General features: G+C 33.1%; 9 protein-coding genes. 6 read left to right on the top strand and 3 right to left on the bottom strand.

All coding sequences use genetic code 11. The features are described from left to right. Positions 1 to 4 precede the first annotated feature (4 nt). Both rho and AAHM86_RS02345 read right to left on the bottom strand, forming a co-directional pair. A complete protein-coding gene (rho, locus tag AAHM86_RS02350) occupies positions 5 to 1,357 on the bottom strand; it encodes a transcription termination factor Rho (protein WP_342268162.1) in 1,353 nt (450 codons plus the stop codon). Positions 1,358 to 2,245: 888 nt separating this feature from the next. Continuing rightward, entirely contained in the window at positions 2,246 to 4,315 is a 2,070-nt protein-coding gene (locus AAHM86_RS02345) for a hypothetical protein (protein ID WP_342268161.1), read from the bottom strand. A gap of 495 nt (positions 4,316 to 4,810) precedes the next feature. On the opposite strand from AAHM86_RS02345, the gene nuoF reads away from it, so the two are divergent. The 6 genes from nuoF to AAHM86_RS02315 all read left to right on the top strand — a co-directional run bounded on the left by nuoF (position 4,811) and on the right by AAHM86_RS02315 (position 11,690). Continuing rightward, positions 4,811 to 6,076, top strand: coding sequence for an NADH-quinone oxidoreductase subunit NuoF (nuoF, locus tag AAHM86_RS02340; protein ID WP_342268160.1), 1,266 nt, complete (start codon positions 4,811 to 4,813; stop codon positions 6,074 to 6,076). 42 nt (positions 6,077 to 6,118) lie between these two features. Next, entirely contained in the window at positions 6,119 to 7,105 is a 987-nt protein-coding gene (locus tag AAHM86_RS02335) for a hypothetical protein (RefSeq protein ID WP_342268159.1), read from the top strand. Between the two features lie 36 nt (positions 7,106 to 7,141). Further along, on the top strand, positions 7,142 to 7,435 hold the full coding sequence (locus AAHM86_RS02330) for a type II toxin-antitoxin system prevent-host-death family antitoxin (protein ID WP_342268158.1): 294 nt from the start codon (positions 7,142 to 7,144) through the stop codon (positions 7,433 to 7,435). Continuing rightward, positions 7,422 to 7,727 (top strand): type II toxin-antitoxin system RelE/ParE family toxin, encoded by a 306-nt coding sequence (locus AAHM86_RS02325; protein WP_342268157.1) that lies wholly within the window; start codon positions 7,422 to 7,424, stop codon positions 7,725 to 7,727. The genes AAHM86_RS02330 and AAHM86_RS02325 overlap by 14 nt, the downstream gene beginning before the upstream one ends. 46 nt (positions 7,728 to 7,773) lie before the next feature. Then, positions 7,774 to 9,144 (top strand): tRNA (N6-isopentenyl adenosine(37)-C2)-methylthiotransferase MiaB, encoded by a 1,371-nt coding sequence (gene miaB, locus AAHM86_RS02320; RefSeq protein WP_342268156.1) that lies wholly within the window; start codon positions 7,774 to 7,776, stop codon positions 9,142 to 9,144. A 170-nt stretch (positions 9,145 to 9,314) separates the two neighbouring features. Further along, positions 9,315 to 11,690 (top strand): penicillin-binding protein 1A, encoded by a 2,376-nt coding sequence (locus AAHM86_RS02315; protein WP_342268155.1) that lies wholly within the window; start codon positions 9,315 to 9,317, stop codon positions 11,688 to 11,690. A gap of 2 nt (positions 11,691 to 11,692) precedes the next feature. Here the strand turns inward: AAHM86_RS02315 and AAHM86_RS02310 are convergent, their stop codons facing one another. Beyond that, the gene (locus tag AAHM86_RS02310) at positions 11,693 to 12,760 is read right to left on the bottom strand and encodes a tetratricopeptide repeat protein (RefSeq protein ID WP_342268154.1); all 1,068 of its coding nucleotides are present in this window, start codon (positions 12,758 to 12,760) and stop codon (positions 11,693 to 11,695) included. Positions 12,761 to 12,763 lie beyond the last annotated feature (3 nt).

Raw genomic sequence — 12,763 nt, 5'->3', positions numbered from 1 at the left:
CATTTTATGAATTCATTGAATCAAAAAATTCTGTATTAGTTTTAGTGTTTTTAAGTTTATCAATTAAAAATTCTGCTGCATCGATAGTTCCCATTGGGTTAATGATTCTACGGAGAATCCACATTTTGGTTAAAATGGCTTTATCAACCAATAGCTCCTCTTTACGTGTACCAGATTTAGTAATATCAATCGCAGGGTAAACGCGCTTATCAGCTATTTTGCGATCGAGGACTATTTCAGAATTACCAGTACCTTTAAATTCTTCAAAGATTACCTCGTCCATACGAGAACCGGTTTCAATTAAAGCAGTTCCTATTATAGTCAATGAACCACCACTCTCAATATTTCTTGCCGCTCCAAAGAATCTTTTTGGACGTTGCAGAGCATTTGCATCAACTCCCCCAGTAAGAACCTTACCAGACGAGGGTACAACAGTGTTATAAGCTCTTGCAAGTCTTGTTATTGCATCAACCAATATTACTACATCTCTTTTATGCTCGACCAACCTTTTAGCTTTCTCAATAACCATTTCAGCAAGCTGAACGTGTCTAATAGCGGGTTCATCAAAAGTTGAGCTAACTACTTCACCACGCACTGAACGTTGCATATCAGTAACTTCTTCTGGGCGTTCATCAATTAACAAAACAATTAAAAATACTTCGGGGTTATTGGTGGTAATAGCATGAGCTATATTTTGCAATAGAACAGTTTTTCCCGTTCTTGGTGGAGCAACAATCAACGCACGTTGTCCTTTACCCATAGGAGCAACCAATTCAATTATTCTTGTACTAAAATCCTTACTATTATCTTCTAGCTCTAGGGATAATTTTTCTTCAGGATAAAGTGGTGTTAAATTATCGAAATGTACTCTATGATATGCCTTAGAAGGGTCTTCAAAATTAACTTTGTTTACTTTTAACAAGGCAAAATAACGTTCTCCTGGTTTTGGAGCTCTAATTTGCCCTTCTACCGTGTCCCCTGTACGTAGTCCAAAACGACGAATCTGACTTGGGGAAATATAAATATCATCAGGACCGGCTAAGTAATTTACTTCTAGAGATCTAAGGAAGCCAAACCCATCAGGTAAAATTTCAAGTACGCCTTCTCCTGAAATCAAATCACCCTGCTCAACAGATTTCTTGAGTATAGCAAAGACTAGCTCTTGTTTTAGCAAAGCACTAGAATTTTCAATATTAAGATTTTCTGCTTGTATTTGCAATTCTTCAGGTGACTTACGTTTTAATTGTTTAAGATTGATGATAACAATACCATCTTTATTAGGATTATCATACTTAGTATTATTATTATAATAAATATCAGGTGATTCCTTATTGTTAGTAACTGTATTTTGGGTCATACCTATTTTTTTTAGATTAGTTAAGATCAAACTTTTCTAGAAACTTTATTCTTTCTAAGTCATTTTGTTGTTAGAATTAATCGAAGGAATTCTCATGTACACCAGTACTACTTACGATTTTTTGATTAATTTTTTAGTAAAAATTCCTTTCATAGCTAGTTTTGAAATAGGTCTATTGCTTTAAAAACTGGGAGAATCACGAAACCTACGAAAGTCAAGTTACTTAAAGATTAAGGTTAGACTACTACTCGAATGATTAGACTTCTTGCATAATTCTACTTTTGTTGGTAATTTATTCATAGTGCCTAGGCTCGAATCCGTAACGGAATTTGAGTGTGCTGCAAGTCGAGATTTCGTGGCTTCCTTAAATCCTTGCACATAAGTGAACTCTGCAAGAAATTTATTGAAATTAGCATCACAAAATTTTGACAGCTCAGCTAGACTATGTGGACCTAGAGAGCATTCGTATTTCCGAGTAACTAACTTAATTTGGGAATTGGTATTAATACTAACTTAATTATTTATATTTATCAAATTATTTTGCGGTTGTCAAACAAATTACACATGGTAGGATAATTTAAAAGTATAACCAATAGTTGATGCACATGTGTATATACTCGGTCAACTTCAAGAATTAAGGTCGTCGTGTCTAAAGCACCATAGTACCCTACATTTTTCTATAATCGTCATAGCAAGACTCTTTAGATGCCGTGGCGATCTAGGTAAACAGCGAAGCTGTTTTTTTAGAGTAATGCTTCGCGTATCTTAGATTGCCGCGTCGCCGCTTTCAGTGACTCCTCGCTAATAGACGATCAACAACTATTTTAATAGTGGTTATATAAAAAATGTAGGGTACTATGAGTGACCCACGCAACAAAGTCAGTCAATTTACCATAACCTTCCTTTATTTACTGCTTTAAGAGCAGGTTTAGTAGGTTTAGTAGGTGTTGCTAGTTCTCTTTTAATTGTTTCGACATGCCTTAACGTTTTTTTTACTTGTTGAATTTCTATTTTAACATTATTAATAATAATCCTAGACATGCTTGGATTATTTTGCGGCGTTTGAGTTTCCTGAACTATTGGGGCTTTTGTAGGTATTTCTTGCTCTGATTTTATTACTATCATTGAAGTATTTATGGTATCTTGCCTAGCATGAACTTCTTCTACCTTTGGGTTGGGCAGGTCAGTAGCATCTTCAGCTAGCTCTTGATATTTAGGTTTGTCCATCTGTGCTATCGAATTGCTCTGTAACTTATCCACCAAGACTCTGTTATCTAGTTGGTCCGTAGTTAACTCATTTAACCTGTGTACTTCTATATTTTCTAACTTAGCTTCTGTTGGTGTTGATACCACAAAATCAGAACTACTAGGTTCGGGTATTTGTTTTGTTTCTATGCTAGAATGTTGAGTAAGAGGAGGTGGTGGTGTGGACACTGAAGTTGACATGGTTGGTGCAGTTTGATTGCTATATTTGTCTGTAAGATGTGTAGCAATATCCTGTAAATTATTTGTAGAAATAGGTAATTTTTTAATCACAGAAGAATACCAAGATTTATCTGATGCAATTTTATTTGTTATGTCAGATATTATCTCGTCTTTGTGATTTCTTAGTTGCTTAGAACCAAGTTCTATTAAAGTCGGAGATAATTGTTCCGAGATTTTATTATTTTGTTGTTCTGTAATCTTTATATCTGTTTTATTTTGAATTCTGTTAATAGATTCTTTAAGGATTGGTTTTGAGACTAATTCTGCATCTTTATCTTTAATAATTGGATTAATAGAATCAGCAAATCGTTTGATATTTTCTTCTGTAATTTTTGTTGCATCTAAGGTTAGAAACAAAGAATTTTTTGGAGCATTATCTACACTAAAAAATTTCTGAGCTTCCTTGCCAATTAAGCTATGTAGCTCTGTTAGTTTCCACTCTTCAAATAACTCAGTTGCTAATTCACTGGGTATATGGACATAAGGTAGAAGCTGTTTACAAAAAGCCTCTTGTCTGATCTTTTTTTCTTCCATAGAACCAGTATCTTGTATATTTATACTAAGAGTCAATAAAAGTTTTTTAGTTTCATTTTCTCTATAATTAACAAACTCTAGACTTAACCCATTATTCCTACTATCTACTAATTCTTTTATAAAAGAATTAGTAGATTCATTAACTGCATTAGAAAGAACTGTACGTTCTGTCTTATTAAGTTTTGTGAATTCTTTAGCAAATTTAACAGTTTTATTTCCTTGGCTAATAGTTTTATTAAAAATATTAAGTTGCTCGGTACTAAAATGTCTTGTATCTGCTTGTAAACTTTCCATAGTTTTGTTAATTACTGTACTGGCATAATCTGATTTAGGAATTGCTTGACCTTTTAGCTCTAATATTACTTTTTTAACAGTTTCAAGAGCGATCTTATCCTGATCATTGTTACTTTTAATATCATTTAATACAAACCCCTTTAAACTAGCTTCTAAATTTGCAAACTGTCTGTCTGCTTTTGCCTTGTCATTATCGTTCATAAGTCTTTTAGAACGTTCTATATTTAAACTAAAATTATCAAGCAGTTCTTCTGTCTTTTTATCAGATAAATTACAGTAAAAACTTTCTACTGCTAATCCAGTCATTGCACTCATAAATGATTCGTTAGTACCAATGAGTAATCCGTTATCTATGGATTCTTTTGATAATTGTAGAATTGGTTGTTTTAGAAATTTAAGTTTATATGTGTATGCCCTTCCTATTAATTTATTTATATTTTCAATCTCGTTTTTAGTGTTAACTCTAATAATATCATCTTTTTTGTCTGCTAAATTGCTATCACTTTCGTACCCGGAATCAACAGATCTTACCGATATAGTATCATCTTGATTAGTACTATATTCAGAATGAATAGAATCCTTATCACTCTTAAAATTAGATATATTTAAATTACTGGATTCTATAGTTGCTCTATCGTCTGACATAAAAACCTTTCATTATACGCGAATTCGGGATAAGAATTTGTCAATTCTTATCCCGAATTCGGTGAAATTATCGAAACAATCAGATTTGAGACGGCTCTGCATCTGATTGTTAAATTAATATTTTGCTAAAAACATGATTTTAAAAGATTAAAATCATGTTTTTAGCTTTAGAAAGGTTTAAAATGCATTCGCAAAACCGCTTTAAGAATGCATTTTTCCTTATATTAAACCAATTCGGGATAAGAATTAACTAATTCTTATCCTGAATTGGGGTATTATATTAATCATAAAATTAGAAGACATATAATCCCTATTACATAAAGAATCTCTATTGAATTGATGATTCTGGCAAGCATTTTAATATAGAACAAATGTACTTAACGCATTTCAGAGTTGGTGTTGTTGTATTTTTGTGCAAAACCCTGCTAATATTTATTCTTCACAATTGTTTGCCTTCAGCTATAATATCATATGTAGATATTCTAAGAGTTAATTATGTTACAAATTAGCGATAAAATTTTTTCTAATCTTAGTGGGCAGGAAAAATATGATATAATAAGCAGTAAGCAACGTGGAGATTGGGATAATACAAAAGATTTTATTATTAAAGGTAGAGAATGGATAATTGATGAAGTAAAAAAATCAGGTCTGCGAGGGCGGGGTGGTGCTGGATTTTCGACTGGCACCAAATGGTCGTTCATGCCTAAAGACCATCCAAAGCCTAGTTACCTAGTGGTTAATGCTGATGAATCAGAACCTGGTACGTGCAAGGATCGTGACATTTTGAGATATGAGCCACACAAATTAATTGAAGGCTGTTTGCTTGCCAGTTTTGCTATTAACGCACATACTTGCTATATATATATTCGTGGTGAATTTTATAATGAATCATCCAATGTGCAGCGTGCTATAGATGAGGCTTATGATGCCGGTTTTATAGGCAGTAATGCTTGTGGTACAGGGTATCATCTTGACATTCATTTGCATAGAGGGGCTGGGGCGTATATTTGCGGTGAGGAAACAGCTCTGCTCGAAAGCTTAGAGGGCAACAAGGGCTTCCCTAGATTAAAGCCACCATTCCCGGCTAATTTCGGCTTATATGGTTGTCCAACAACTATTAATAATGTTGAATCAATTGCTGTTGTGCCTACTATACTCCGGCGTGGAGCTGATTGGTTTGCTGGAATCGGTAAGCCTAATAATACCGGAACAAAGATTTTCTGTATTTCTGGCCATGTAAATAAGCCATGTAATGTTGAAGAAGCCATGGGCGTACCTTTAAAGGAGTTGATTGAGATATATGCCGGGGGTGTACGGGGTGGATGGAGTAATCTGAAAGCTATTATCCCAGGTGGTTCATCAGTACCGTTGCTACCAAAGTCATTATGTCAGGATGTTGCAATGGATTTTGATAGTTTAAGGTCAGCTGGTTCAGCACTCGGGACTGGTGGAGTCATTGTTATGGATAATTCTACGGATATTATTTACGCTATTGCTAGGCTTAGTAAATTCTACATGCATGAGTCTTGCGGTCAGTGTAGCCCCTGTCGAGAAGGTACAGGTTGGATGTGGCGAGTTATGATGCGACTGGTACGCGGTCAGGCAAAAATAGATGAAATAGATCAATTATTGGACGTTACAAAAATGATCGAAGGTCGTACTATTTGTGCCCTTGGAGATGCTGCTGCTTGGCCTATTCAAGGGTTAATTCGTCATTTCCGTCATGAGATTGAAGAAAGGCTAGCCAAGCAAGGGGTTTAGTTTAGATTGCTCTGTTACTGTTAGCAAATTAGTATCATATAAATGAAGAAAATAATAGCTCTGAACATAAGTAGAAAATCTCAATTTATTATTGCATTTGCTATGATGGGGTTATTATTGCTTATACCATGCTGTAGTCGTTCATCTTGTATTACTTACATGTTACCATCAGAATATTTAAATAATGGAAATTTAGCATATTTCCAATTTAATAATCATAATAAACTACAAGAATTACTTCCTAAAAATATTAGATATATTGAACAATATAATATAATTGCCAGTGGACAATTTAGTGTTAACCAATTTAAAAATGCTATTGGGTGTAAAACAGATATTATTGATGTTGATTTAAGGAGTGAGTATCATGGATTCAATGATCTAAACCCAGTGTCCTTTATCAGTTTACCATATAATGACGTTAACGCTAATAAATCTCAAGAGGAAATTATACTACAGGAGCAATATCTTTTTGATTCAATATTACCAACTTACAAGCAACTTAGTATATATGTAAATAATTTGAAGACTACGCCAACAAAGAAGGACCTAACAATCTGTATACCTATTTCTACTAAGACTGAAGCTGATATAATGGCAGGTTTGAATATTGATTATTGTAGAATTACCACATTAGATCATCGAGAGCCAAATCGTGATAATTTAGATAGAATGGTAGCACTTTTTGATCAAAAATTAAAATTAAATCCAAGTCGATGGGTTTATTTACATTGCTTAGGTGGAGGTGGTCGTACCACGGCAGTTACAGCTGAGCTTATGATGTTAAAACAACAAGAAGCTGGCGAGTTACAACCATTCGATGATTTGCTAACATATGTAGAATCTGTGAGTAATGGTTATAAGTTAGTCCCAAGTTGTAAGCCTAGTGATCAAAATTATCGTTGTCAATGGAAGTGGGATCGTTATAATACCTTAAAAATATTCTATAATTTTGTACAAACAAGAACTGAGAATCAAACTTTTAGTGATTGGCATAATGTAATGTTCCAAAAGAAAAAGACATTGTAATTAACTTGATTATATTAATAATTTATGTTTTAATTAATGATATTAATTAAAATAATTATTATCATGGAAAAATTAAATGCAACTGAAGCAAAACGTGAGTTTGGTGAATTACTTATCAAAGTGCAAACAGAACCTATCAGCATTAGTAGACATGGCAAGCATATAGCTGTAATAGTTTCTGATAAAGAGTTTCATGAATTAGAATCTTTTAAAGAACAAGTATTAAAACTTGTAATTTCTGAAGGATTAGATGACTTAGCAAAAAATAAAATACACTCTCATAAGGTTGTTTTTGATAACTTAAAAATAAAGCTTAATGGTTCAGTGTAAATTTACAAATAGTGCGAAACGTGATCTTGAAGATATTACAGATTACACACTAAAACATTGGGGAAGGCAGCAAACTATAAAATATTTAGATGAGATACATAACAAAGCTATTGCTTTAAGTCTTAATCCTAATATAGGTACTTTACGAAATGATATATATCCTACCTTATTGAGCTTCCCTACAAAAAAACATATATTGTATTATCTAAAACAAGAGTATGGTATTATCATAGTTAGAGTACATATGTACTATAAGCTTCATAACTTTCCAAACCTCAATAACCTCAAATAAAATCATTCCAAAAAAATATGTCATATTTTTTACAGTATTATATATAATGCAACCTAATTTATTTTTGTTAAGTAAAAAACGTGAAAAAAAGCTTTTTATTAAAACTTATGGATGTCAAATGAATGTATATGACTCCATCAAGATGCAGGACTTGCTAGACCCATTTGATTATCAGCCAACTGATTCTATGCACCAAGCTGATATGATTATTTTAAATACTTGTAATATTAGGGAAAAAGCTGCAGAGAAAATGTATTCCGAGCTTGGTCGCATCAAACAAATTAAAGATGATAGAAAGTCAAAGGGAGAAGGTAATGTAATCGTTACTGTTGCTGGATGTGTTGCACAAGCTGAAGGTGATGAAATTTTTAGAAGAGCTAGTTATGTAGATATAGTAGTAGGACCACAATCTTACTACGATTTACCAGAGTTGATAGCAAAAATTGCTAGACATGAAAAACATGTAATTAAATTGGATTTTGTTGAAGAAGCTAAATTTGATAAGCTACCTGAACAGTCTAATATACAAGGAGTAAGTAGCCTTATTTCAGTTCAAGAAGGTTGTGACAAATTTTGTACTTTCTGTGTTGTACCTTATACTCGGGGTGCAGAATTCTCAAGGAGTCTAGAACAAATATACAGAGAAATTATAAAATCCGTTTCAAACGGAGTAAAGGAAGTAATCTTGCTAGGTCAGAATGTTAATGCTTATCATGGAAAAACTATTGAAGGCAAAGAGTATAGTTTAGCAGATCTAATCAGCTACATAGCAGAAATACCAAGTCTTGAGCGTATTAGATACGTTACTTCTCATCCTATTGATATGACAGAAGATTTAATTCTGTTACATGGGTCTGAGCCAAAATTAATGCCGTTTTTACACTTGCCAGTACAGTCAGGTTCTAACAAAATTTTAAAATCAATGAATCGTAGACATAACAGAGATTATTATTTTGATATTATTAATCGTTTAAGAAATGCGAGAAGAGATATAGTCTTTTCATCTGACTTTATTGTAGGATTTCCCGGAGAAACGGATGAAGACTTTGCTGACACTTTAGATCTAGTAAAGAAGGTTGGTTATGGTCAGTGTTATTCTTTTAAATATAGTCCAAGACCTGGTACACCTGCTGCGGTTAAAGAGCAAGTGCCTGAACATATAAAATCTAGGCGTTTAGCAATTTTACAGCAAGAAATATCTCGCCAACAATTATTGTTTAATGAAAGTTGTATTGGCAAAATAATGCCAGTATTATTTGATCGTGACGGTAAATTGGACAATCAACTGATAGGAAAAACATGTTATATGCAGTCGGTGCATGTAATAAACCCTGCAAAAGATTTGTTCGGTCAGATTATCGACATAAAAATTACCGAGGCTGGGGCAAGTAGTTTGAGCGGAGAAATGGTGCTGTAATCCAATTTACGTGAATTCGGGATAAGAATAGTTATTTCTTATCCCGAATGGGGGTAGTCATCACAACGTAAACTGGGAGCTAAAAAATAAACAGGAAGGATGTTTTAGATGATGATATTATATAAAATAAAACTTTTACTTGAATAAATGTAAGAAACACACTATCAAAAATGCTCAAACTTTTTTATATATTTTTTAAATTATTTACAATATTAGGGCTAATAGCACTTAGTGTGTGTATATATTTGTTGTATCATTACTCTAAGGATTTACCGGACTATTCTCAACTTGCCGATTATCATCCACCATCGGTAACAAGAGTGTATGCCCAAAATGGAAAATTAATGGAGGAATATGCTTTGGAACGTAGAGTTTTTGTACCTATTAGTAGTGTACCACACTCTCTTATAGAGGCGTTTATTTCAGCAGAAGATAAGAATTTTTTTGAACATCCAGGAGTTGATGTTATAAGTATAATCAGAGCAGCCATATTCAATATCTCTAATATTTTGCATCATCGTAGAGTAGAAGGAGGGTCAACTATTACTCAACAAGTAGTTAAGAATTTTTTATTAACCTCTGAAGTATCAATAGAACGTAAGATCAAAGAAGCAATTTTATCCTATAGGCTCTCAAAAACCTTTACTAAAGATCAAATTTTGGAGTTATATCTTAATCAAACATTTTTTGGTAGGGGAGCTTATGGAGTTGCCATGGCTGCTCAGAATTATTTTAATAAGTCTATTGAAGATTTAACTGTTGCTGAATCAGCTTTTATCGCTGGTCTACCAAAAGCACCATCAAATTTTAATCCGGAGAGAAATTATGCTAGGGTGAAAGATCGTAGAGATTATGTTATTATGAGAATGTTGGAAGATGGTTATATAACGCAAGAGACAGCAAAAGAAGCAGTAGATAGTCCTATTACTTTGCAAAAGCGGGATCGTAATGAAACCGTTACAGCCGGTTATTATGCTGAGCAAGTACGGGAAGAAGTCATTAGTAAAATTGGCAGTAAAGAATATTTCTATACTGGAGGGTTAACGGTCATTACTTCAATTGATGCTGGTTATCAGCAAGCTGCAGAAAATGCTCTTAGGCAAGGCATAAGAGCATATGATAGGAAGCATGGTTTTAGAGGAGTCATAACTAATATTGATCTAAATAACTGGCAAGATAATTTAAATAAAGTAGCAAAGCCTCCAGCTATTTTAGAATATCAATTAGCTGTTGTGTTAAATGTTTCGGATAATCAAGCAGAAATTGGTCTTTGTGACTCTAGTAAGTCAAAAATAGTTTTATCAGAAATGAAGTGGGCAAAAAATGATCTTAAATCAGTAAAAACTCTTTTAAAGAAAGGTGACGTTGTAGTAGTCGAAAAAGTAAATGCTAATTACTATTTGCGGCAAATTCCTACTGTTAATGGTGCGATTATAGTGATGAATCCTACAACAGGTCAGGTACTTGCCAGCGTTGGTGGATATGATTTCACAGTTAGTAAATTTGATCGTGCTACTCAGGCACTGCGACAACCAGGGTCACTCAGTAAAACTTTTGTTTATCTTGCTGCTTTAGAAAACGCAATTCAGCCAAATAGAATTTTTGAAGATGGTCCAGTAGAGATTCCACAAGGTCCTGGCATGCCAGTTTGGCGACCAAAAAATTATAAAGGGAATTTTCTAGGTTCAATTACTATGCGTATAGGGCTTGAGAAATCACGAAACCTTGTTACTGTTAGGGTAGCACAAGCTATAGGGCTAAGCAAAGTTGCTGAGATAATCAAGCGATTTGGTATTAATAATGAGCCGAAGAGATTTTACTCTATGGTGCTTGGTTCGCTCGAAACCACACTAGAAAAAATGACCAATGCTTATGCAATAATTGCTAATTCAGGAAAAAAAGTTACGCCGCATTTCGTAGAGCTAATTAAAGATCGTAATGGTAAAATAATTTATCGTAGAGATAATAGGGAATGTAAAAATTGTAATGTATCTGACTCCCAGCTTACTGATAACTTATCACTCCCTATCCTACCTCAACCCGACTATCGGATGATTACCGATGAAGCAAGTGATTATCAGATTATCTCATTTCTCACTGGAGCAGTTGAAAGAGGTACGGCAACCGCTGCAAAAAAACTTGGTAAGGTTATAGCTGGTAAAAGTGGTACTACCAACGATAGTATGGATACTTGGTTTATTGGTTTTACTCCAAAAATAGTTGTCGGAACATATATTGGTTATGATACGCCAAAAACACTAGGAAGAACTGCAACAGGGTCAAGTGTTGCCTTGCCTATATTTATTGATTTTATGGAGAAGGCTTATTCTGATATTCCATCACTGGCATTTAAAGTACCAGAATCAATTAAATTGTTACCAATAGATCCAACAACTGGTAAAATTACTTCTGCTAGTAGTATTATGGAAGCATTCAAAATTCATGATATACCAGTATTAGATTATCAAGAAGAAAACCAAGGTCAAGATAATGATGCTTTCCATAATATCTCTCCCGAAAAAGATCCTTCTCAGGAGATATATTAATCTCAAATATCATGAAAAGGTAATAGTTCAGGTTCATTTTTAAGATTTTTAATCTTTTCCGGTAAGCCTAAATAAGCGGCTATAGCTAAAAATAGCCCTAAATATTGTTTAGGGTTTACTAACATTGCTATATCTTCATAAATTCTTAAAGGTGGTACAGAAGAAAAGTGCTTATATAATTCTACAATCTCAAAAGAAGGGTTATTTGCGAAGGCAGCTTTTAATATTTCAATGTTTTTATTATTCCAGCTAGAAGAGTTCATAGGTAGATAAAGATTTAATGCGGAGATATGTGAAGGTATAAGTTTAATAGCTGATTCTAAATAATGGATAGCATCTTTTGTCTCATTAGCTTCTAGCATATTTTTAGCAGCGTCAACATAATAATCAGCTATTTTGTTCTTTATAGACTCTAGTTTTTGTGTGTCAACTCTGTTAAGTTTGGATACCACAAAGATAAATTTTGTCCACAGAGAAAGTTTAGCATAACAATCAAGTAAAATTTCTAAAGTTTCACTATCAAATTCATTTAGGTTAAATGATCTAACAGCATAATTCTCAGCTGTTTCATACATATTATTTTGATAAAATATTTGTGCAAGTCTTTTGGTAACAAAGGCACTATAATGTTTAGATTGCTCTAATTCCTGAAAATATTTTATTCTTATTGAAGGATATAATTCTGCTTCTGCTAAAAGTAAAGTATGAAATACCTTGTTTTCTTCGCTTAAACGGTAAGCTATTTTCTGACTAGTTGCTACTGACTTTGATTTTTCACCAGCAATATATTCTGCCATAGCTTTCATCAGTAGGTAATTATCAGTAGTGGCTCTTTTGGAAAAGAAAATATCTTTTAAATTAGCAGGTAGGTCAATAATTAGAAATATTATTTTTAAAAAAATAGCACTAAAAAGTGTAAATAATATATATAAAATAATGAAAGTAAAAAAGGAGGTTTCTATATAATAATCATATAAATTTAAGGTTAATGTTGAGTCAAGTTGATTTAAGACAGAAAAGCCTAAATATAATAACAAAAATGTAATACAAATTATTAATAATCTTATCATTAT

This window comes from Candidatus Tisiphia endosymbiont of Empis tessellata (assembly GCF_964031035.1).
GTDB lineage: Bacteria > Pseudomonadota > Alphaproteobacteria > Rickettsiales > Rickettsiaceae > Tisiphia.
Note: the sequence above shows the minus strand (reverse complement) of the source record. Positions and strands in the feature narration are given on the sequence as shown.

What these genes read in the sequence shown, in the direction of transcription:
- rho (WP_342268162.1), bottom strand. Translation starts at nt 1,357, where the DNA reads ATGACCCAAAATACAGTTACTAACAATAAGGAATCACCTGATATTTAT.
- AAHM86_RS02345 (WP_342268161.1), bottom strand. Translation starts at nt 4,315, where the DNA reads ATGTCAGACGATAGAGCAACTATAGAATCCAGTAATTTAAATATATCT.
- nuoF (WP_342268160.1), top strand. Translation starts at nt 4,811, where the DNA reads ATGTTACAAATTAGCGATAAAATTTTTTCTAATCTTAGTGGGCAGGAA.
- AAHM86_RS02335 (WP_342268159.1), top strand. Translation starts at nt 6,119, where the DNA reads ATGAAGAAAATAATAGCTCTGAACATAAGTAGAAAATCTCAATTTATT.
- AAHM86_RS02330 (WP_342268158.1), top strand. Translation starts at nt 7,142, where the DNA reads ATGATATTAATTAAAATAATTATTATCATGGAAAAATTAAATGCAACT.
- AAHM86_RS02325 (WP_342268157.1), top strand. Translation starts at nt 7,422, where the DNA reads ATGGTTCAGTGTAAATTTACAAATAGTGCGAAACGTGATCTTGAAGAT.
- miaB (WP_342268156.1), top strand. Translation starts at nt 7,774, where the DNA reads ATGCAACCTAATTTATTTTTGTTAAGTAAAAAACGTGAAAAAAAGCTT.
- AAHM86_RS02315 (WP_342268155.1), top strand. Translation starts at nt 9,315, where the DNA reads ATGCTCAAACTTTTTTATATATTTTTTAAATTATTTACAATATTAGGG.
- AAHM86_RS02310 (WP_342268154.1), bottom strand. Translation starts at nt 12,760, where the DNA reads ATGATAAGATTATTAATAATTTGTATTACATTTTTGTTATTATATTTA.